This window comes from Pseudomonas sp. Leaf58 (genome assembly GCF_003627215.1).
In the GTDB taxonomy this organism is placed as follows: domain Bacteria; phylum Pseudomonadota; class Gammaproteobacteria; order Pseudomonadales; family Pseudomonadaceae; genus Aquipseudomonas.
The window spans coordinates 1,336,331-1,357,739 of the sequence record NZ_CP032677.1; the positions used below are offsets into that span (position 1 = coordinate 1,336,331).

Below are 21,409 nucleotides of genomic sequence, written 5' to 3' on the forward strand. Positions count from 1 at the left end.
CGATCAACTTGGGCCCCCTACCGTGATGAATACAGGCAAAGGCGCCTGGAGCTTCGGCTCCAGGCGCTTTTTTTTTGATCGAGGATCGGCTTATGAAGGCAACAGCGAGCAGCGGGCAACGAGAGCGACTGGTCATCGTCGGCAACGGCATGGTCGGCCACCATTGCGTCGAACAACTGGTCAGCCGCGGCGCCCTGCAGCGCTTCGAGGTGCACGTGTTCGGCGAAGAGCGCCAGCGCGCCTACGACCGCGTGCACCTGTCCGAGTATTTCGGCGGCAGCTGTGCCGAAACCCTGGCCCTGTGCGAGCAGGGCTTCTACGGCGACAACGGCGTGCACCTGCACCTGGGCGAAGCGGTGCTGGAAATCGACCGTGAGCGCGCCGAAGTGGTCACCGCCGAGGGCCGCTACGGCTACGACCAGCTGGTGCTGGCCACCGGTTCCTACCCCTTCGTGCCGCCGATCGAAGGCTCCAGCGGCAATGCCCGCCTGGTTTACCGCACCCTCGATGACCTTGACGCTATCCGCGCTGCCGCCAGTGAAGCGCGCCGTGGCGTGGTAGTTGGTGGTGGCCTGCTTGGCCTGGAAGCGGCCAACGCACTGAAGTCGCTGGGCCTAGAAGCCCACGTGGTGGAGTTCGCCCCACGGCTGATGCCGGTGCAACTGGACGGCGAGGGCGGTGCTGCGCTGAAGGCGCAGATCGAAGCCCTGGGGGTGGGCGTACACCTGTCACGTGCCACCCAGTCGATCAGTGCGGGCGCAGACTACCGCTACCGCATGAATTTCGACGGCGGCGAGCACTTGGAAACCGACCTGATCGTGTTCTCGGCCGGTATTCGCCCGCAGGATGCCCTAGGCCGTGCCTGCGGCCTGGAGATCGCCGCGCGTGGCGGGGTGGTGATCGATAACCACTGCCGCAGCAGCGATCCGCGCATCTTCGCCATCGGTGAGTGCGCCTCGTGGAACGGCAGCGTGTTCGGCCTGGTAGCCCCTGGCTACAGCATGGCGCGTAACCTGGCGGCGTTGTTGATGGGCGAAGCCGCTGGCGAGTTCACCGGCGCCGACATGTCGACCAAGCTGAAATTGCTGGGCGTGGATGTCGGCTCGATCGGCGATGCCCATGGCGCCACGCCGGGCGCGCGCAGCTACCGCTTCATCGACGAGGCCAACAGCGCCTATCGCCGGCTAGTGGTCGATGCCAGCGGCAAATACGTGCTTGGCGCAGTGCTGGTCGGTGACAACAGCTACTACGACACCCTGCTGCAGTACGCCCAGAACGGCATTACCCTGCCAGCCGACCCGGCGGCGCTGATCTTGCCGCAAGGCACTGGCGCGCCGGCCCTGGGGGCCGATGCGCTGCCCGACAGCGCGACCATCTGCTCGTGCCACAACGTCAGCAAGGGCGCAGTCTGCGCCGCCATCGACAGCGGCTGTGGCGACCTTGCTGCGGTCAAGGGCTGCACCAAGGCCGCCAGCGGTTGTGGTGGTTGCGCGGCACTGCTCAAGCAGGTGGTCGAGCACGAGCTGAGCGCGCGTGGCGTAGCGGTGGACAAAAGCCTGTGCGAGCACTTTGCCTATACCCGCCAGGAGCTGTACGGGCTGGTGCGGGTGGAGGGCATCCGCACCTTCAACGAATTGCTCGGGCGCCACGGCAAGGGCCACGTTGGCTGCGACATCTGCAAGCCGGCAGTGGGCAACATCCTCGCCTCGTGCTGGAACCAGCCGATCATGGACCCCGCGCTGGTGCCGCTGCAGGACACCAACGACACCTTCATGGCCAACATGCAGAAAAACGGCACCTACTCGGTGGTGCCGCGTATCCCCGGCGGTGAAATCACCCCCGACAAGCTCATCGTCATCGGCCAGGTGGCGAAAAAGTACGACCTGTACACCAAGATCACCGGCGGCCAGCGCATCGACCTGTTCGGCGCTCAGCTGCATGAACTGCCGTTGATCTGGGGTGAGCTGATCGAGGCCGGCTTCGAAACCGGCCACGCCTATGGCAAGTCGACGCGCACGGTGAAGTCGTGTGTCGGCAGCACCTGGTGCCGCTACGGCGTACAGGACAGCGTCGGCATGGCGCTGCGCCTGGAGGACCGTTACAAGGGCCTGCGCAGCCCGCACAAGCTCAAGTTCGCGGTGTCTGGTTGCACCCGTGAATGCGCCGAGGCGCAAAGCAAGGACATCGGCGTGATCGCCACCGACAAGGGCTGGAACCTGTACGTGTGCGGCAACGGCGGCATGCGCCCACGGCACGCCGAACTGTTCGCCACCGACCTCGACGACGAAACCCTGGTGCGCCTGATCGACCGCGTGCTGATGTTCTACATCCGCACCGCCGACAAGCTGCAGCGCACCTCGGTATGGCGCGAGAACCTGGAGGGCGGGCTGGACTACCTGAAGCAGGTGGTCATCGACGACAGCCTGGGCCTGGCCTGCGAGCTGGAAGCGCAGATGCAGCATGTGGTCGACCAGTATGAATGCGAGTGGGCCAACGCCTTGAACGACCCCGAGAAGCTCAAGCGCTTCCGTACTTTCGTCAACGACCGGCGTGCCGACCCAGACGTGCATTTCGTGCGCGAACGCCAACAACGCCGGCCTGCTGCGCCGTTGCACCTGATCCCAACCGTCGAAGAGGCTGTCTGATGAACCTGTCCAATGCTGCTGTAAAAAGTCAAGAGAACTGGCAGGCGGTGTGCCAGGCGGATGACCTGGTGGCCGATTCCGGGGTGGTGGTGTGGCTTGAGGGGGCTCAGGTAGCGCTGTTCTACCTGCCGGGGCAGGCGCAGCCGCTGTATGCGGTGGATAACCGCGACCCGCGCTCCGGGGCCAATATTATCGGCCGGGGGTTGGTGGGCAGTGTGCAGGGGGAACTGGTGGTGGCGGCGCCGTTGTATAAGCAGCACTTCAGCCTACAGAGCGGCGAGTGCCTTGAGGATGCCGGGCAGTGCTTGCGGGTGTGGCCGGTGCGCTTGAAGGAGGGGGCGGTGGAGTTGGCAGTGGCTTGATATTCATCGGCAGCCCACCCCGGCCCTTTCGCGGGCAAGCCCGCTCCTACAAGCATCACCTCGGGCTCGCCTGCCAGATACTGTAGGAGCGGGTTTACCCGCGAAGAGGCCAGTGCAGGCGAAATACCTAACCCGCCCAGGCAATGCGTTAAGCTTGAGGCCATGAACCTCGATACCCGCATCAAATACCGCCACCTGCTGTGCTTTCTGGAGATTGCCCGGCAGGGCAGCCTGGCCAGGGCTGCCGACATGCTTGCGATCAGCCAGCCGGCGATCTCCAAGACCCTCAAGGAACTCGAAGACCTGCTGGAGGCGCGTCTGTTCGCGCGCAGCCGCCAGGGCGTCGAGCTGACCCCAGCCGGGGTGCGATTCATGCGCTACGCCGGGCCCAGCGTGCAGGCCCTGCGTGATGGTGTAAGCAGCCTGCGTGGCGAAGCCCGGGCACCGTCGCAGGTGCGCATCGGTGTGCTGTCCACGGTCGAAGGCCTGCTCATGCCCGAAGTGCTGTGCCGCTTGCACCAGCGTCATGAAGCGCTGGTGATCAGTGTGGTCACCGGGGTTAGCGCGCAACTGCTTGGCCAGTTGCGCGTAGGGGAGTTGGAGCTGGTGGTCGGGCGCATGACCGACAGCCCGCAGATCCAAGGCCTGTCGTTCGAGCACCTGTACAGCGAGTCGATGAGCCTGGTGGTGCGCCCGGACCACCCGCTGCTGGCCAGTACTCCGGTGGAGCGCGCGCAGGTGGGGCGTTACCCGCTGGTGTTGCCGCCCGCCGGCACCACCATCCGCCAGCATGCTGACAGCCTGTTCGTGCAGTGCGGTATCCAGATGCCGGCCCAGCGCCTGGAAACCCTGTCACTGGCGTTGAGCCGGCGCTACCTGCTGGGCAGCGATGCAGTGTGGGTAGCACCGCGCGATGCGGTGTTGCTCGACTTGCGCCGTGGCGAACTGGTCGAACTCGACTTGGGGGTGCGCGAGCCGGGCGGTTCGGTGGGCATCTGCCGCAATGCTGCCTTGGCGCAGAGCCTGCCAGGGCAGTGGGTGTGCGAAGTGTTGCGCGAAGTGGCGGGGCAGTATCGCGAAGGTAATTACCCCTGAGCACGGTGGAAGGCCCCCGCTCTGTTGGCTGGCTGCAGACTTCCCCAACCTAGCCAAGAAAACCGGCAAAACCATCCCACAGGGTCAATACTGGCCAGTGGCTGCAATGCCTTGGATGAATAAGCGTTTAACGACTGAACTTCCTTAGCAAAACCCGCTCCTATGCCGGTAGCCATTGGTCATGGCCGCCTGCTAAGCTCGCGGCTTTACCCTGATTGCCCTTATGGCGCATGAACAAGGAAATAGCATGAAACAGCATCGTTTGGCGGCTGCGGTTGCCCTGGTAGGCTTGGTACTGGCTGGCTGCGATCAACAAGCCAGCAGCCCCGAGCTGAAGACTCCGGCACAGAAAGCCTCCTACGGTATCGGCCTGAACATGGGCAAGAGCCTGGCGCAGGAAGGCATGGAAGACCTTGATTCGAAAGCAGTCGCCCTCGGCATCGAAGACGCCGTTGGCAAGAAAGAACAGCGTCTCAAGGACGAAGAGCTGGTAGAGGCCTTCACCGCGCTGCAGAAGCGTGCCGAAGAGCGCCTGGCCAAGGCCAGCGAAGAAGCCGCCTCGGCCGGCAAGAAATTCCTCGAAGAAAACGCCAAGAAGCCAGGCGTGGTCACTACCGCTTCGGGCCTGCAGTACGAAGTGGTCAAGAAAGCCGATGGCCCACAGCCTAAGCCGACCGATGTAGTTACCGTCCACTACGAAGGCAAGCTGATCGATGGCAAGGTGTTCGACAGCTCCGTCGAGCGCGGCAGCCCGATCGACTTGCCGGTCAGCGGCGTGATCCCAGGTTGGGTCGAAGGCCTGCAGCTGATGCACGTCGGCGAGAAGTACAAGCTGTTCATCCCAGCTGAACTGGCCTACGGCGCGCAGAGCCCAAGCCCATTGATCCCGGCCAACTCGGTACTGGTGTTCGACCTGGAACTGATCGCCATCAAGGACCCGGCCCAGCTGCAAGGCGCAGAGCCGGAAGCTGAAGCACCCGCCGAAGCACCTGCCAAGTAACGCTGGCCGGTCTGTGCAAAACGCCCCGTCATAACGGGGCGTTTTCGTTTGTGGCGGATGGTTGGACGAACCAGCAACTGCTGATACTGTCCGAGGAAATGCAGCGTGAAGAAGTAGGACGCTTCTGACGCAAATCGTTTGCGGCATACACCCAGCGGGTGTGAAACGGTTGTGTAAAAAACGCCCGATCTGACCGGGGCCCTTGCCTGGTAGGCACCTGAGGTCAGAAATATCGCCCTGTTCACAAGGTTATCCACAATAAATGTGGATAACCTTTCCCTCTCGGAGGCTCCATGAGCGCACCTTGGAATTTTGCCCGTTTCCTGCCGCTGGCTGAGCGCCTGCTCAGCCGTGGCCGGTTGCCGGCCCTGCTGTTCGCGGTGGCCCGTAAAGGCCCGCGCCTCGGCCAACTGCGGGAAGACGTGAAGTTACTGCAGTCACTGTGCCTGGCCTGGTGGCGCGGCGAATACCGCGCCATCAGCCCCAAGGCACTGGTCACCATCGTGGCTGGCCTGCTGTATTTCGTCAGCCCCATCGATGCCATCCCCGACTGGCTGTTGGGTGTGGGCTTTCTCGATGACATTGCGGTACTGGGCTGGGTGTTGAAGACCGTGGCCGATGAACTGGCGCGTTTCAAAGCCTGGCGTGACAGCCAGGCGCCCGAGCGGCTGCGTGTGGTCGAGCGCCTGCCCGCCAGCGCCGAAGCCTTGCGCTTGGAGCGCAATACGCCATGAATACCGCCTGAACTGCACCGCAACTGCACAGACCCCGGAGTTGGTAATATAATTGGCATAAGGGTTATGCCTACGGATTACATGCTGTAATCCTTTTTAAAGGGGTTTGTAATGGGTATTCAGGTCATCAGCCGGGACGGTCAACCCGAGTACGCCGTCGTTCCCTGGGAGCAGTATCAGGCACTGCTCAAGGCCGCGGGGCAGGCACCAGCCGAGGCAGTTACCAGCGCGCCAGCCAGTGCCGCAGCCACTGCACCACTGCCCGCGTTCAGCGAAGTGGCGCAAATTCGCCAGGCCAAGGGCATTGCCCCTGAGCAGCTGGCGCGCAATGTGGGGGTGAGCCCGGCTTACCTGGCCATGATCGAATCGGGCGAACGGCAGCCGGACGCGGCCATCCGTCGAGCCCTGGCCTGGCATCTGGGGGTGGCTGGCTGGAGTGAACCCTCATGAGCCAGGTCAGGATCAGCCGACAGCACTGGGATAACCTGCTGGGCGAGCTTGACCTGGCCCGTCGTCAACGCCACTTGCTGACTTACCGAGCGCTGATCGAGCGCTTGCAGTTGCCCAGCCCGGCCATGCAAACGCTGACCGCCGCGCTGGAGTACCTGGCGGTGCTGGATGCCCGCGCCGAGCAGCCATTGCGCAGCTCATTGGTCATTAGCCAAGGTGCCAGCCGTTTGCCGCGTACCGGCTTTTTTGAATGTGTGGAGCGCCTGGGGCGTTTCTCCGGGCCGGTCGATGGCATGGAGGCGGCGTCGTGGCATGCCTCCGAGGTTGTGCGGGTATTTGAATACAGCTACCCCGAAACAGCCTGATTGGTAGCGGGTAACGCGGTCCCTTATGGGGCCGCTCCTACACTTTTATAGGAGCGGCCTTGCTCAGCTCGCGTTAATTTGCCATCACTGCCCCATTGCCTTACTTCTTGGCCACCTTGGTGCTCGCACTCAGGTAGTCGATCAGGATGCGACCAGTCTCCGACAGGTAAGCGTCGTCTTCCGGCTTGGTGTTTTCATCCTCGGTCGGCAGCGCATCCTCGTCCTCTTTCTTCAGCTCTTTCAGCGGCTCTTCACCTTTGGCCTTGCGGCGGATGTTTTCCAGCGCCAGTTGCTTGGCCTCGATGTCGTCGTGGCGTGCGCGGCGGTCCTGCTCGTTGAGGCTGACGGTTTTTTCGTTCATCAGCTTCTGGGTCAGGGCCAGGCGGTCACGGATGTAGGTGAACTCCGCGTCCTTGTCGCTGCGCGCTTCATGTTGCGCCTTGAGCTGGGCCAGGAACGGCTTGAACGGGTCGGCCGCCGGCTTGACCACTGGGCGGATGGTGTCCCACGGCATGGCCTCGGGCAGGGCGCTCTCGCCAATTTCCTTGGTGTCGATTATCGACGGGTAGTCGATGTCCGGCAGTACGCCCTGGTGCTGGGTGCTCTGCCCGGAAACCCGGTAGAACTTGGCCAGGGTCAGCTTCAGCTCGCCATGGTTAAGCGGCTGGATGGTCTGCACGGTGCCTTTACCGAAGGTTTGGCCACCGATGATCAGTGCCCGGTGATAGTCCTGCATGGCGCCAGCGAAAATCTCCGAGGCCGAGGCCGATAGGCGGTTGACCAATAGTGCCAGCGGGCCCTTGTAGAAGGCGCCAGGGTTTTCGTCTTCCAGCACGTCGACACGGCCGTCGCTATTGCGTACCAGTACGGTTGGGCCTTTCTCGATGAACAGGCTGGTCAGCTCGGTGGCTTCCTGCAGCGAGCCGCCGCCGTTGTTGCGCAGGTCGATGACCACGCCGTCGACTTTTTCTTTCTGCAGTTCGGTGAGCAGCTTCTTCACGTCACGCGTGGTGCTCTTGTACTCCGGGTCACCGGCGCGGTAGGCCTTGAAGTCCAGGTAGAAGGCGGGGATTTCGATGATGCCCAGCTTGTAGTCACGCCCGTCCTGCTTCAGCTTGAGCACCGACTTCTTCGCTGCCTGCTCCTCGAGTTTTACCGCCTCGCGGGTGATCGACACGATCTTGCTGGTCTGATCGCTAGGCGCGTTGCTGGCAGGGATGATCTCCAGGCGCACTACCGAGCCTTTCGGGCCACGAATCAGCTTGACCACTTCGTCCAGGCGCCAGCCAACCACGTCGACCATTTCCTTGTTGCCCTGGGCCACGCCGATGATCTTGTCGGCCGGGGCCACTTGCTTGGTCTTGGCCGCCGGGCCTGCCGGCACCAAGCGCACGATCTTGACCTGGTCGTTGTCGCTTTGCAGCACTGCGCCGATACCTTCCAGCGACAGGCTCATGTTGATGTCGAAGTTTTCTGCGTTGTCCGGCGACAGGTAGTTGGTGTGCGGGTCGTAGGACTGGGCGAAGGTATTGATGTAGGCCTGGAAGATGTCCTCGGCACGGGTTTGGTCCAGGCGCGACAGCTGGTTCTTGTAGCGCTTGGTCAGGGTTTCCTGAATCTGCTTAGGTTCTTTGCCGGCGATCTTCTGGCGCAGCACTTCGTCCTTCACGCGTTTGCGCCACAAATCGTCGAGCTCGGTCTGGTTTTTCATCCACGGCGCGTCCTTGCGGTCGATCAGCAAGGTTTCCTTGGCGTTGAAGTCGATCTTGTCCACGCCCTTGTTCAGTTCGGCCAAGGCAAAGTCCAGGCGTTGCTTGACGCGGTCCAGGTAGCGCTTGTAGATGGTAAAGCCCGGGTCCAGGTTACCGCTCTTGAGAAAATCGTCGAATTGCGTTTTCCATTTGTCGAATTCGGCGATGTCGGCGGCGGTGAAGTAGCTGCGCGCCGGGTCCAGCAACTTGATGTAGCTGTCGTAAATGATGACCGAACGAGCGTCGTCCAGTGGTGGCTTGCTGTAGTGGTGGCGCTTGAGCAACTCCACCACGTTGAGGCTGGCGACGATCTCGTCACGGTCCGGTTGCAGGCTGTCCCACTTGTTGGCGGCCGCCGCATTGCCGCCGAGCGCAAGGCTACCCAGGCCGATCATCATGGCCAGGGCAGTGCTTGGGAGGAAATGCTTCATGCTGATTCGACGTGGGGGCATTTGATCACGCATAGTAGGCCGTCTATTCCGTTCGCCAGCTCCATCAGAGCCGGGCGCATACTGCAAAAAGCCTGGGGCATAGCGACCCCAGGCTCGGTCATATGATTCAACTATGGAGGCACTGTGAAGGCATTGCAAGGCGTTGACGGACATGTGGCTTGGGTCGAGGCCGAACGCCCGGCCTGTGACGCGGGCCAAGTACGCATTCGCGTGGCTGCTGCGGGGCTGAACCGCGCCGATCTGTTGCAAATGAAGGGCCTGTACCCACCGCCGCCAGGCGCCAGCCCGTACATGGGCCTGGAGTGCGCTGGGGTCATTCAAGAGGTGGGGGCCGGTGCCGACTGGCGCGTGGGCGACCGGGTGTGCGCGCTGCTTGCCAGCGGCGCCATGGCCGAGGAAGTGGTGGTGGATGCCCGCCATGTGTTGCCGGTGCCCGATGGGCTGCATTTGCAAGAAGCGGCGGCGTTGCCGGAGGTGTATGCCACCGCCTGGCTGAATATCTTCCAGCTGGGTGGCTTGAAGGCGGGCGAGAAGGTGCTGGTGCACGCTGGCGCGAGCGGCGTTGGTTCGGCCGCCATCCAGTTGTGCAAAGCGTTTGGCAGCCCAGTGTGGGTCAGCGTCGGTTCGCAGGACCGCCTGGCCTATTGCCAAGCGCTGGGGGCTGCGGGTGGTGTGGTACGTAACGAGAACCTGGAGGCGCTAGAAGCATTGGGCCCGTTCGACGTGATTCTCGACCCGGTGGGTGCCAGTTACGGCGAGCTCAACCTGAAGTTGCTGGCGCGCGACGGGCGCTGGGTGATCATCGGCCTGATGGGTGGGCGCAAGTTCGAGCTGGATTTGGCACAGGTGCTGGGCAAGCGCCTGGAGATTACCGGTTCCACGCTGCGCAACCGTGACGACGGTTTCAAGGCCGAGCTGCTGCGCGATTTGTTGCAGCAGGTGTGGCCGCTTTTTGGCGAAGGGCGTTTGTCGCCGCAACTGGTGGACACCTACCCGGTAGAGTTTGCCCAGGCGGCGTATGCCGAGCTTGAGACCAACCAGGTGTCGGGCAAGCTGGTGATGGTGATCGACCCTAGCCTGGTGTAACCAGGCCCGGCCCTTTCGCGGGCAAGCCCGCTCCTACAAGGTCAGCACCCACTCCAACATCGTGCGGTCCGTGTAGGAGCGGGCTTGCCCGCGAAGAGGCCGGTACAGCTTCAGGTCCAGCTCAAGATCGGCCACTGGTTGATCTCGGCATGCTCACGCAACACCGCATCCGGGTTCACCACATGCGGGTAATCCACTTTCAGCAGTAGCGGCAGATCGTTGCGCGAATCGGAATAGAAGCTTGCTCCCTCCAGGTTCTCCTGCTCCTGATCCAGCCACTCCAGCAGCCGGGTGATCTTGCCCTCGCGGTAGGTCAGCACCCCATGGGTCTTGCCGGTATACACCCCGTTCACCGCTGCCAGCTCGATAGCCAGGTATTCATCCACCCCCAGCCGCGCCGCAATCGGCCCGACCAGATGCGCGCCCGAAGCCGAAATGATCAAGATCCGGTCCCCGCGTTTGCGATGCTCGGCAATACAGCGGCAGGCATCGCCGTAGATGATCGGCTCAATCACCTCTTCGACCCACGGTGCCACCAGGTGCTCGACCTCTTCCAGGGTACGCCCGGCAATCGGTTCCAAGCTAAAGGCCATGTAGTCTTCCATTTGCAGGTGCCCCCTGCCGTAGGCCTCCATCAGTTCATGGTCACGGCGCAGGAACTCCTTGCCGTCGACCCAGCCCAGCCGGGCCATCTGCTCGCTCCACAACGACGCGCAGTCGCCGTGGATCAGGGTTTCGTCCAGATCGAAAATTGCCAGTGCCATGCTGTTGATTCTCCTTAGGCCACTTCCCGCAGTGCCGTGGGGTCGATCGCCAAGCTTACCCGCTGCCCGTCCGCGTGCAGGTCGCCTGGCGAGCGGTTGAGCACATCGACCACCAGTTCTACCTCGCGCACCCGTACCCGGTAGCGGATCACGTTGCCCAGCAGGCTGTGGCTACGTACCTCGGCGTCGAGCTCGCCGTGCACACCCAAGGTTATCGACTCTGGGCGGATCGCCAGGCGGCAGGCCACCGGGCGCTGCAGCAGGCGGCTGGCGCTGTCGGCATCGAGCAGGTTGTAGTTGCCGATGAAGCCGGCGGCAAACAGGTCCACCGGCGCTGTGTAGAGGGTTTCGGCATCGCCACTTTGGACGATGCGCCCCTGGTTCATCAGGAAGATGCGGTCGGACATCGTCAGCGCCTCTTCCTGGTCGTGGGTGACAAAGATGGTAGTCAGCCCCAGTTCGCGCTGGATGGCGCGGATCTGCTCGCGCAGGTGCTTGCGGATGCGTGCATCCAGCGCCGACAGCGGCTCATCGAGCAGCAGCAGGCGCGGGCGGGTGACCAACGAGCGGGCCAGGGCCACGCGCTGGCACTGGCCGCCGGACAACTGATGCGGGTAGCGCCCGGCGAAGCTGCCCAGCTCCACCAGCTCCAGCGCCTCGCGCACCCGTGCCTGGCTTTCATTGGCCTTGACCTTCTGCATGCGCAGGCCAAAGGCAACGTTCTGTTCAACGGTCATGTTGGGGAACAGCGCATAGCTCTGAAACACCATGCCGATGCCACGCTTTTGCGGGCTCAGCGGCACGATGTCGTGGCCATCGAGCAGGATCTGCCCGCTGTCCACCGGGGTCAGCCCGGCGATGCAGCGCAGCAGCGTGGACTTGCCGCAACCGGACGGGCCGAGCAGGGTGACGAATTCGCCGCGTTCGATGTGGCAGTCGATGTTTTCGAACACCGGGCTGCCGGCGTAGCTTTTTTGCAGGTTTTGTACACTGACGAAGCTCATGTCAGGTCTTGTCCTTGTTCAGGCGGTTGGCGACCCAGGTCAATACCAGCACGAAGGCGAAGTAGGAGATCACCAGCGCGCTGTTGAAGTGGCCGCTGCTGTTGCGCATGTTGTTCAAGTACACCTGCAGGGTTTCGTAGCGGGTGCCGACCAGCAGGTTGGCGAACACGAACTCGCCGAACAGGAACGAAAACGACAGCAGCAGCGCCACCATCAGGCCTTTGCGCAGGTTCGGCAGCACCACCAGCAGCGCCGCCTGCCAGGTGCTGGCGCCCAGCAGCTGGGCGGCGTCCATCAGGTCGCGCAGGTTGATCGCCTGCAGGTTGTTGGTGATGGCCCGGTACATGAATGGCAGGGCAATGGTGAAGTAGCAGCCGATCAGGATCCACGGCGTACCGACCATGGCCATCGGCCCGCTGCCATACAGCTGCAGCAGCCCCACCGACGACACCACCGGCGGCACCGCGAACGGCAGCAGGATGAGGATGTTCATCAGCGCGTCGAGCTTGGGGAAGTGGTAGTGCACCACGAACAGCAGCGGCAGGATCAGCACCACCGACAGCAGCAGCGCCCCCACGCACACCAGCAGCGACTGGCCGAAGGCAGCGAGGAAGCGCGGCTCGCTCCACAGTGCCACGTACCATTTCAGGGTCAGGCCGCTGGGCAGCAGGCTGGCGGACCAGCTGGTGGCCAACGAGTAGAGCAGGGTGCCGGCCAGTGGCAGCAGCAGGATAAGGAACAGCAGGTACACCACCACGCGGTGGTACCAGCCGCCGGGACGGGCGTCAGCGCGCATGGTAGCTCCTTTTCAGCAGCCATTGATGCACCACCGTGACCAGCGTCATCAGCCCCACCAGCACCATCGCCAAGGCGCTGGCAAGGTTCGGGTCGAGGCTGATGTCACCGGCCACCAGGCCAGCGATGCGGATCGGCAGTACGTTGAAGTTGCCGGTGGTCAATGCGTACACGGTGGCGTAGGCACCGAGGGCGTTGGCCAGCAGGATGACGAAGGTACCCAGCAATGCCGGGGTCAGCACCGGCAGGCCGATGTACCGCCAGAATTGCCAGTGGCCGGCGCCCAGCAATGCGGCCGACTCGCGCCAGTCTTCACGCAGGGCGTCGAAGGCGGGGTACAGCAGCAGCACGCCCAGCGGGATTTGGAAGTAGGTGTACACCAGGATCAGCCCGCTCTTGGAATAGATGCTGAAGTCTTCCAACAGGCCAACCTGCTTCAGTAGCAGGGTCAGCGCGCCGTTGAACCCGAGCAGAATGATGAAGGCGAAGGCCAGCGGCACCCCGGCGAAATTGCTGGTCATGTTGGCAAAGGCGCTAACGAAGTCGCGCAGCTTGGAGTCCACCTGGCGCAGTGAGTAGGCGCCGAGGGTGGCGATGACAATGCCGAACAGGCTCGACCAGAAGCTGATTTCCAGGCTGCGTTGCAGGGCTTGCAGGTAAAACTTCGAGGCGAACACCTTGCTGAAGTTGTCCACGCCCCAGCCCGCTTCCGATTGCACACTGTTGATCGCGACCCAGGCCAGTGGGGCGATCTGGAAGATGATGAAGAACACGCCGAACGGCAGCAGGCAGAGCAGCGCCAAGTAGCGACCACGGGTGCCGCCATTCACTTCAGCAGCTCCCGGCAAACGCTCTTGTCGTGCGCCGCGCCGAGCAGTTCGCAGATGGTCCCGCACAGCTCGGTTTGCAGCGGCTTGGCGGCCGGGTCGAGGCTGAAGGCGTCGCCGAAGACGAACAGCGGCACTTCACGCTCCTCGGCCAGCAGGCCGTTGTGCGAGCGGTCGTTGTTCATGCCGTGGTCGGCCGTGACCAGTACCTGGTAGCCCTCCTCGAGCCAGCCCGGCAGGTAGTCGGCCAGCAGGATATCGGCACTGCGCGCGGCGTTGCGGTACTGGCTGCTGTCCAGGCCGTGATGGTGGCCGACGTCGTCGATACTCATTGGGTGCACCAGCAGGAAATTGGGTGCATGGCGGCGGCGCAGGTATTCGCCGTCGGCCAGTAGGTGCGAATCGGGGTAACGGTCGTCCCAGTAGAACAGCCCGTGCTGGATCGGCAACTTCGGCGCGTGGGTATGGCGGTCGCGCTGCGGGTCGAAGGGGGAGCGGTTGTACAGCTCGCTCACCCAGTGATAGGCCGCCGCTGCGGTGCCCAGGTTGGCTTCGCGGGCGTAGTGAAACACGCTGCGCTGGTTGGACAGGCGGTTGACGTTGTTGTGCACGATACCGCTGTCGATGGGCGGGACGCCGGTAAGGATGCATTCGTACAGCGGCCGAGACAGCGATGGCAGCTCGCACTCCACGCGGTACAGCGCGGCACGGTCGGCCTCGACATAGGCATGCAGGTGGCCCATCGCGTGGTGGGCGACCTGATAGTTGAGGCCGTCTAGCAGGACCAGGATGACGTTGTGTTGCATGGTGGCTCCAGTCATAAACCGCGTTGGCTTCTTCGCGGGTAAACCCGCTCCCACAGGGGCATGCGCCAGCCTTGAGGTGCGCGCTGTACCTGTGGGAGCGGGTTTACCCGCGAAAGGGCCGGATCAGGCACTACAAAAGCTAGCCCCTTACTCCATCTCGATGATCACTTGCTCCTGCCACATCTGCGGCAGTTTCTTCGAGGTCGCTTCCCAGGCCTCGGCGTTCTTGATCGGCTGAGCGGCCTTGTACTGCTCGTTGGGCAGCAGCTTGGCCTGCACGTCTTCCGGCAGCTTCAGGTGCTCGGCACGGATTGGCCGCGCATGCCCTTTGGCCAGGTTGATCTGCCCGGCGTCGCTGAAGATGTATTCGCGGGTCAGTTTGGCCGCATTCGGGTGCTTGGCGTATTTGTTGATGACGGTGGTATAGCCGGAGATCACCGAGCCATCCGACGGGATCAGCACTTCAAAGCGCTTGGGGTCGATCTGTTCACGGTAGCTGAGGCCGTTGAAATCCCACACCACGCCAACTTCCACTTCGCCCTTTTCCAGGGTCTGGATGGTTGGGTTGGCCAGCGACAGGCGCTTCTGCTGGGCCAGCTTGGTGAACAACTGCAAGCCCGGCGCTACGTTGCTTTCGTCGCCCTTGTAGGCGATGGCCGCGGCCAGCACGCCGTTGGCGGCCTGGGCCGCGGTGCCGACGTCACCGATGGCAACCTTGTATTTGCCTTTTTCCAGGTCATGCCAGCTGCTCGGGCGCTCGCCTTCCTTGACCAAGTCCTTGTTGATGATGAAGGCGATGGTGCCGGTATAGGCCAGTGCCCAGTGGCCGTCCTTGTCCTTGGCCCACGCCGGTACCTGGTCCCAGGTGCTGGGTTTGTAGGGCTGGCTCACGCCCTTGGTCACGGCGATGGGGCCGAAGGCGGCGCCGACGTCGCCGATGTCGGCACTGGCGTTGTCTTTCTCGGCTTCGAACTTGGCAATTTCCTGGGCCGAACTCATGTCGGTATCGCTGTGCTTGAGGCCGTACTTGTTGGCCAGGTCTTCCCAGGTGCCTTTCCAGTTGGCCCAGGCATCGGGCATGCCCACGCTGTTGACGTTGCCTTCCTTGCGGGCGGCGTCTTCCAGGGCCTTGAGGTCGGTGCCGGCGGCCATGGCCGTGGTACACAACGCGATGGCCGAACCAAGCAGTGACGCCATGAAGAACTTTTTCATCCGAAGCTCCTTTGGGTGGGTGCCTTTGCGATCGTTGTTCTGGGTGAAGCCGTTGCAAGCCGTTGACTGGCACCTTTGGTCTAGGTCAGCAAACCTTGAGCCAAGGTAGGCCGCTTGCGTGACAGTTTGATGTAGGAACGGTCCCACACGGGTGGCTGCGGGCTCCTGGCAATACAGCGTAGACCATGTAACACCCCGGGTTTTGTGGGGCTGGCCCGATTCTGGCAGTGCCTTGGGCGCAGCTATGTCACAGGATGTTCATCAGCCCTGCCTAGGCTTGCACTATTCTCCAACTGCCCTGTTATGGGGCTGGACTAGTCCAGATAGGTAACCTTTGATGCAGTCGATGCCACCGCGTGCGGTAACAGCCATTTGCCACGCCCTGCAGGAGCAGATCGAGCACGGCCTGCTGGCGCCGGGCGGCAAGCTGCCGGCCGAACGCCGGCTCAGCGAGGTGTTCGACACCACGCGCATTACCCTGCGTGAAGCGTTGGTGCAGCTGGAAGCCCAGGGCTTGATCTACCGCGAAGAGCGGCGTGGCTGGTTCGTCGCGCCCGAGCGGTTGACCTACGACCTGATCGAGCGCAGCCACTTCCATGCCATGGTGCGCGACCAGGGGCGGGTGCCCAGTACCGAACTGCTGTCAGCGCGGTTGCAACCTGCCTCGGCGGCCATCTGCGCGCGCTTGCAGTTGCCAGCGTTGTCCAGCGTGGTGCGCATCTGTCGGCTACGGCGCATCGATGGGCGGGCGGTGCTGTATGCCGAACATCACCTCAACCCGCGGTACTTCCCGCAGGTTCTCGAACACGACCTGGCGCAGTCGCTGACCGAGATTTATGGGCGGGTGTATGGCATCCAGTATGGGCAGGTGTGCTTCGAGATCTTGCCGACGGCGTTGCCGGTGGCGGCGGCCAGTGCGTTGAAAGTGTCGGCGGGGAGCCCCGGGCTGCATATCACCCGGGTCAACAGTGACCAGCATGGGCATCTGATCGACTGTGACCTGGAATATTGGCGGCATGATGCCATCCGCATCCGCGCCCAGGCTGGATAAGGTGCGGATAAACCCGCTCCTACGAGCCGGATTCCGCCATCCCGCCACCGCCGGCAGTGACCACCTGCACCGACAAGCGCGGCGTCGCCAAGTCCAGCCCGGCCTCATCCAGCTGGCGCTTCAAGGCCAGGTTGAACGCCCGCGACACTTCCCACTGCTTGATCGGCGCGGTTTTGAACCGTGCCCGCAAGATCGCCGACCCTGACTCGAAGCTCTCCACCCCCTGGAGCTCCAGCGGCGACCAAATATTACGCCGCATCAGCGGGTCGTTGCGCAGCTTCTGGCCTACTTCGCGCACCAAGGTGATGGCTTGGTCGATGTTCATGCTGTGCGGGATTGCCACGCGGAAGATCGCGTAGCCAAACTCCCGCGAGTAGTTCTTGATGCTCTTGATTTCGCTGAACGGGATGGTATGCACGATGCCGTCGATATCGCGCAGGCGCACGGTACGGATGGTCAGCCCCTCCACCGTGCCCAGGTGGCCGCCTACATCCACGTAGTCGTCGATGGCCAGCGAGTCTTCGATGATGATGAACAGCCCGGTGATCAGGTCGGCCACCAGTGACTGCGCGCCAAAACCGATGGCCAGGCCGATCACCCCGGCACCGGCCAGCAACGGCGTGACGTTCATGCCCATGTTGGCCAGGGCGACGATCACCGCGATGATGAAAATGACCACGAACAACACGTTGCGGATCAACGGCATCATGGTTTGCGCGCGGGCGTTGGCCAGGCCCCGGCGCGAGCGCACCAGGGCATGGTGTACGGCGGTGTCGGCCAGGATCCACACCAACCACGCTACGATCAGCGTGCCGGCCAGGCCCAGCAGGCGCAGGCTTATGTCGTGGCCGTCGCCCTCGGCGAAGTTGATCATCGACAAGCCCCACACGCGCAAACCCAGTTCGATGAACACCAGCCAGATGAACAGGTGCACCAGCAGGTAGCCGAAGTTGCGCAGGCGCTCGGCGTACACCGCCTGGCGCTTGTTGGCGCGCTTGGGGTTGGCGGCGTGGCGGCGGACCAGGCCATTGAGCACCATGCACACCACCACCAGCACCGTGCACATCAGCGATTGGCGCAGAGCAGTGCTGGTGTCGCCGGCGGAAACGAAGGTGGCGAACAGCGAGATGGCCACCAGGATCAGCGCCGGGATGAACCAGAAGCTGCCGAGGATTTCGATGGTGTCGCTGAGGGTACGCCGGGTCAGGCGCCGGGCCAGCGGCTGGTTGCGAATAAGGTGGGCGATGGGCCTGCGAAAGCGCAGGATGAACAACCCGGTGCACAGCGCTGCAATCACGTTGGCCAGGGTGGCCAAGGCGTGGGCCAGGTGGGTGCCGAGGGTGACCGTCAGGCGCGGGTCGCTCATGGCCTCGCCAAACGCGGCGAAGCTGCCGATCAACCACAGCGGGCGGAACGCCTGGTGGCGCAGGATGTGCAAGGCGCGGTGGCGGTGGGGGCCGTCCAGTAACGAGAAGGCAATCACGCAGATGGCCGAGAAGCAGGTGCCCACCACCAGTGCATAAGCCAACACCATGGCCAGCGATTTACCCAACGACGGCGGCAGTACGAAGCTCAAGTACACAGTGAATACCAGTGCTACCAGCCACGGGCCCAGTTTGCGCAGGGCAAAGCGCACCAAGTCCCAGGTGCGCGGGTGCTGGGGCAGTTCCTCGCTCAAGCCAAAGCGCAGGCGAACCCGGTGGCCGACCCAGTTAAAGGCGTAAGCCAGTAGGCTCCAGACGGCGATGACGGCAGCAAAGCCGAACAGGATGGCCGGCCACTGGTGCACCGGCACCATCAACTCGGTCAGTTCGGCCTGGGCTTGTTCGATTTCTGTGGCCCAGCGGTTGAACGGGCTGGCGTCGCCGCTGAACTGTTGTTCGAAATCATGCAGGGCACCACCAATCATGCCGAGCACGCCCTGTTCGACGCTGGGTTGCGACTGTTTGGTGGCATCGCGCAGCTTTTTCAGGTCGGCCAGCAGCTTGGCCCGCTGCTGGTCGTTTTCCAGGTTCTTGATGACCTCGTCCAGCGACTTGCCCAGCGGTTCGGTGGCCTCCGGTTGCGCGGGCGCGCTGCCCCCAAGTAGGCCGGGCAGGCCGGCGGCCTGTGCCGGGGTGATGAACAGCAACAGCAGCAGGAACAGGCAGCGCAGGAAGGCGGGCACGGGTAAAACTACCTCAGGTCAAACGATTGACCGAGTGTAGAGGTTTATGACGGCAGTTGCTCCAGGATCTTCCAGCAGGTGAGGCCGAAGATGCCCAGGGTGCCAACCCACATCATCAGCACGCCGATGTTGCGCTCGCGCAGGCTGAAGCCGACGGTCAGTAGCAACAGGAACAGGAACACCGGCACGAACAGGGACAGGAAGGGAGACATGGACAGCAATCCTTTTGCAGTAGGGCCATGTGACAAGCATAGCGGGTAGCGAGCGAAGCGGATTGACCTTGAACAGGGCCGGCCCTTTCGCGGGTGAACCCGCTCCCACAGCGACCGCACCGCTCTCAAAGGCTGTGCAATACCTGTGGGAGCGGGTTCACCCGCGAAGAGGCCAGGCCTGCTTACATCACGGCAACTCGCGGCTACGGTAGAACGCCGTCAGCACCTTCACCAGGTGCGCCAGGTCATGGCTACCGCACAGCTCACGAATCGAATGCATGGCAAAGGTCGGCAAGCCGATATCCACCGTGCGCACGCCCAGGTGGCTGGCCGTGATCGGGCCGATGGTCGAGCCACACCCCATGTCACTGCGCACCACAAAGCTTTGCACCGGCACTTCCTCGGCCATGCACAGGTGGCGGAAGAACCCGGCGGTTTCGCTATTGGTGGCGTAGCGCTGGTTGTTGTTCACCTTGATTACCGGCCCGGCGTTGAGCTTGGGCCCGTGGTTGCCGTCGTGCTTGTCGGCGTAGTTGGGGTGCACGCCGTGGGCGTTGTCGGCGGATACCATCAGCGAGCGCTGGAGGGTGCGCACGTAGGCGTCGCCGTCCGGTAGCAGGCGCTGCAGGGTCTGCTCCAGCATCGGGCCGTCGGCGCCGCAGGCCGAGCTGCTGCCGACCTCTTCATGGTCGTTGCACACCAGCACACACGTTTCGTCACTGTCGGCGGCCAGCAGGGCCTGCAGCCCGGCGTAGCATGACAACAGGTTGTCCAGGCGGGCAGCGGCGATAAAGTCGCCGTTCAGGCCCACCAACGCGGCGGCTTGGGTGTCGTAGAAGCTCAGCTCGTAATCCAGCACCACGTCGGCGATCAGCTCGTGTTCGCGGGCCAGTTGCTCGGTGAGCAGGGCGCGGAAGTCGATACGCTCGTCACCCGCGACCTGGGCCAGGATCGGCGGCAGTTCGTGCTGCGGGTTGATTGCCCAGCCTTCGTTGGCGGTGCGGTTGAGGTGGATAGCCAGGTTGGGGATGATCGCGATGGGCAGCTTGAAGTCGATCAGCTGGCTTTCGACCTTGCCATCCCGGCGGTAGGTGACCCGGCCGGCCAGCGACAGGTCGCGGTCGAACCACGGCGCCAGCAGGGCGCCGCCATACACTTCAACGCCCAGTTGCAGGAAGTCCTGGCGCTGCAGCTCGGGCTGCGGCTTGACCCGCAGGCACGGGCTGTCGGTGTGCGCGCCGACCATGCGGATGCCGTTCAGCAGCGGGGCTTGCTTGCCCAGCTTGATGGCGATGATCGAAGAGTCGTTACGGGTGACGTAATAGCGACCGCCAGCCACCGTGGCCCAGCTGTCGCGTTCGTCCAGGCGCTGGTAGCCGGCAGCCTCCAGGCGCAGGGCCAGGCTGGCGGTGGCGTGGAACGGCGTGGGGGAGGCCTTGAGGAAGTCGATAAGGCCAGAATTCAGTACATCGCGCATAGCTCACTCCAGACAGCAGTGGCGCGAGTTTAGCGCAGAATGTCGACAATATGTGCCTGCCTCTTCGCGGGCAAGCCCGCGAAGAGGCCAGGACAGGCGCTGAAAAATCAGAAAGGAGCGGGGCACTCGAACTTCACCCGTGCCCCGGACACCGGGTGGGTAAAGCTCAGCATCGAAGCATGCAGGCACAGCCGCTCATGGGCCGCCAGCGCCTCGGGGTTGGCATACAGCCGATCGCCCAGCAGCGGGTGCCCGATCGACAGCATGTGCACGCGCAACTGGTGCGAGCGCCCGGTAATCGGCGTCAGCTCGACCCGGCAGTAATCACCGCAGCGTTCGACGATGCGCCAGAAGGTCAGCGCGTGCTTGCCCTGCGCGTGGTCCACCACATGCCGTGGCTTGGTTGGCGGGTCGTAGCGCAACGGCAGGTCGATGCTGCCGCTGTCCAGCGCCGGCTGGCCCCAGCACAGCGCGGTGTAAGCTTTTTCGGTTTCGCGGTCGTGGAACTGGCGCGACAGCTCGCGGTGGCTGGCGGCATCCCGGGCCAGCAGGATAATGCCGGAGGTTTCCCAATCCAGGCGGTGCACGATCAGCGCGTCGGGGTAGCCGTTTTCTTGCAGGCGGGTGATCAGGCAGTCCTTGTTGTCGTCGGCGCGGCCGGGCACCGACAGCAGCAGGGTTGGTTTGTTGATCACCAGGATGGCGGCGTCTTCGTGCAGGATCTGGATGTTGGACAGCGGCATTGCATGGTCTCGGTTATATCGGGGGAAAACAGCGGGGCCGCTTTGCGGCCCTTCACGGGCAAGCCCGCTCCTACAGGGGAATGCATACCCTATGTAGGAGCGGGCTTGCCCGCGAAGGGCTGCAAAGCAGCCCCAAAAATTGCCGGTAGCGCAGATCAGCGATCCGGCAAGGTAATGTTCAGCTCCAGAATCGAGCAGCTGCCCTGGTTTTCCAGCTCGATGTGCACATCATCGTTGCCGATGTTCACATACTTGCGGATCACTTCCAGCAGTTCTTTCTGCAGTGCCGGCAGGTAGTCCGGCTCGCTGCGTTGGCCGCGCTCGTGCGCCACGATGATCTGTAGACGCTCTTTCGCTACCGACGCGCTGGTCTGTTTCTGTCTGCCACGAAAGAAGTCAAAAAGGTTCATG

21 protein-coding genes are annotated in these 21,409 nt (G+C 63.2%); 9 read left to right on the top strand and 12 right to left on the bottom strand.

From position 1 onward, the window contains the following. Nucleotides 1-92 precede the first annotated feature (92 nt). From nirB to DV532_RS06295, 7 genes are all read left to right on the top strand, one after another. On the top strand, nt 93-2,645 hold the full coding sequence (nirB, locus tag DV532_RS06265; RefSeq protein ID WP_056807512.1) for a nitrite reductase large subunit NirB: 2,553 nt from the start codon (nt 93-95) through the stop codon (nt 2,643-2,645). Continuing rightward, nucleotides 2,645-3,007 carry a nitrite reductase small subunit NirD gene (gene nirD / locus DV532_RS06270; RefSeq protein WP_056807509.1) on the top strand — a complete coding sequence of 121 codons (363 nt, stop codon included), beginning with the start codon at nt 2,645-2,647 and terminating at the stop codon, nt 3,005-3,007. The genes nirB and nirD overlap by 1 nt, the downstream gene beginning before the upstream one ends. Nucleotides 3,008-3,169: 162 nt before the next feature. Further along, a complete protein-coding gene (gene pcaQ, locus DV532_RS06275; protein ID WP_056807506.1) occupies nt 3,170-4,102 on the top strand; it encodes a pca operon transcription factor PcaQ in 933 nt (310 codons plus the stop codon). Nucleotides 4,103-4,349: 247 nt separating this feature from the next. After that, nucleotides 4,350-5,102: an FKBP-type peptidyl-prolyl cis-trans isomerase gene (locus DV532_RS06280; RefSeq protein WP_056807503.1), complete on the top strand. Its 753-nt coding sequence runs from the start codon at nt 4,350-4,352 to the stop codon at nt 5,100-5,102. Nucleotides 5,103-5,395: 293 nt separating this feature from the next. Further along, nucleotides 5,396-5,836: a YkvA family protein gene (locus DV532_RS06285; protein WP_056807500.1), complete on the top strand. Its 441-nt coding sequence runs from the start codon at nt 5,396-5,398 to the stop codon at nt 5,834-5,836. Nucleotides 5,837-5,947: 111 nt separating this feature from the next. After that, nucleotides 5,948-6,286: a helix-turn-helix transcriptional regulator gene (locus DV532_RS06290; protein ID WP_056807497.1), complete on the top strand. Its 339-nt coding sequence runs from the start codon at nt 5,948-5,950 to the stop codon at nt 6,284-6,286. Beyond that, a complete protein-coding gene (locus DV532_RS06295) occupies nt 6,283-6,651 on the top strand; it encodes a hypothetical protein (RefSeq protein ID WP_013971408.1) in 369 nt (122 codons plus the stop codon). Before DV532_RS06290 ends, DV532_RS06295 begins: the two co-directional genes overlap by 4 nt. Before the next feature lie 100 nt (nt 6,652-6,751). Here DV532_RS06295 and DV532_RS06300 read toward each other — a convergent pair whose 3' ends face one another. Next, entirely contained in the window at nt 6,752-8,833 is a 2,082-nt protein-coding gene (locus DV532_RS06300; protein WP_162948968.1) for a carboxy terminal-processing peptidase, read from the bottom strand. 144 nt (nt 8,834-8,977) lie between these two features. Between DV532_RS06300 and DV532_RS06305 the strand changes: the two genes are divergently transcribed. Beyond that, nucleotides 8,978-9,940, top strand: coding sequence for an NAD(P)H-quinone oxidoreductase (locus tag DV532_RS06305; RefSeq protein ID WP_056807491.1), 963 nt, complete (start codon nt 8,978-8,980; stop codon nt 9,938-9,940). A 110-nt stretch (nt 9,941-10,050) separates the two neighbouring features. Here the strand turns inward: DV532_RS06305 and DV532_RS06310 are convergent, their stop codons facing one another. From DV532_RS06310 to DV532_RS06335, 6 genes are all read right to left on the bottom strand, one after another. Further along, nucleotides 10,051-10,704 (bottom strand): HAD family phosphatase, encoded by a 654-nt coding sequence (locus tag DV532_RS06310; protein WP_056807489.1) that lies wholly within the window; start codon nt 10,702-10,704, stop codon nt 10,051-10,053. Nucleotides 10,705-10,718: 14 nt separating this feature from the next. After that, entirely contained in the window at nt 10,719-11,708 is a 990-nt protein-coding gene (locus DV532_RS06315) for an ABC transporter ATP-binding protein (RefSeq protein ID WP_056807486.1), read from the bottom strand. Between the two features lies 1 nt (nt 11,709). Beyond that, a complete protein-coding gene (locus tag DV532_RS06320; protein WP_056807485.1) occupies nt 11,710-12,504 on the bottom strand; it encodes an ABC transporter permease in 795 nt (264 codons plus the stop codon). Continuing rightward, nucleotides 12,494-13,333 (bottom strand): ABC transporter permease subunit, encoded by an 840-nt coding sequence (locus DV532_RS06325; protein ID WP_056807482.1) that lies wholly within the window; start codon nt 13,331-13,333, stop codon nt 12,494-12,496. Before DV532_RS06325 ends, DV532_RS06320 begins: the two co-directional genes overlap by 11 nt. Then, entirely contained in the window at nt 13,330-14,136 is an 807-nt protein-coding gene (locus DV532_RS06330; protein ID WP_056807479.1) for an alkaline phosphatase family protein, read from the bottom strand. The genes DV532_RS06325 and DV532_RS06330 overlap by 4 nt, the downstream gene beginning before the upstream one ends. 147 nt (nt 14,137-14,283) lie before the next feature. Beyond that, nucleotides 14,284-15,348, bottom strand: a complete 1,065-nt coding sequence (locus tag DV532_RS06335; protein ID WP_056807476.1) for an ABC transporter substrate-binding protein — start codon at nt 15,346-15,348, stop codon at nt 14,284-14,286. A gap of 337 nt (nt 15,349-15,685) precedes the next feature. Here DV532_RS06335 and DV532_RS06340 point away from each other — a divergent pair, with 337 nt between their 5' ends. After that, the gene (locus DV532_RS06340) at nt 15,686-16,399 is read left to right on the top strand and encodes a UTRA domain-containing protein (RefSeq protein WP_056807472.1); all 714 of its coding nucleotides are present in this window, start codon (nt 15,686-15,688) and stop codon (nt 16,397-16,399) included. 19 nt (nt 16,400-16,418) lie between these two features. On the opposite strand, the gene DV532_RS06345 is transcribed toward DV532_RS06340, so the two are convergent. From DV532_RS06345 to minE, 5 genes are all read right to left on the bottom strand, one after another. Next, on the bottom strand, nt 16,419-18,566 hold the full coding sequence (locus DV532_RS06345) for a mechanosensitive ion channel family protein (RefSeq protein WP_056807469.1): 2,148 nt from the start codon (nt 18,564-18,566) through the stop codon (nt 16,419-16,421). A 44-nt stretch (nt 18,567-18,610) separates the two neighbouring features. Beyond that, nucleotides 18,611-18,778 (bottom strand): hypothetical protein, encoded by a 168-nt coding sequence (locus DV532_RS30175; protein WP_162948969.1) that lies wholly within the window; start codon nt 18,776-18,778, stop codon nt 18,611-18,613. A 187-nt stretch (nt 18,779-18,965) separates the two neighbouring features. Beyond that, nucleotides 18,966-20,255, bottom strand: coding sequence for a M18 family aminopeptidase (locus DV532_RS06350; RefSeq protein WP_056807466.1), 1,290 nt, complete (start codon nt 20,253-20,255; stop codon nt 18,966-18,968). Between the two features lie 107 nt (nt 20,256-20,362). Continuing rightward, complete coding sequence (locus DV532_RS06355; protein ID WP_056807463.1) at nt 20,363-20,998, bottom strand: RluA family pseudouridine synthase; 636 nt, start codon at nt 20,996-20,998, stop codon at nt 20,363-20,365. Between the two features lie 155 nt (nt 20,999-21,153). Continuing rightward, nucleotides 21,154-21,408 carry a cell division topological specificity factor MinE gene (gene minE, locus DV532_RS06360; protein ID WP_003252572.1) on the bottom strand — a complete coding sequence of 85 codons (255 nt, stop codon included), beginning with the start codon at nt 21,406-21,408 and terminating at the stop codon, nt 21,154-21,156. Nucleotide 21,409 lies beyond the last annotated feature (1 nt).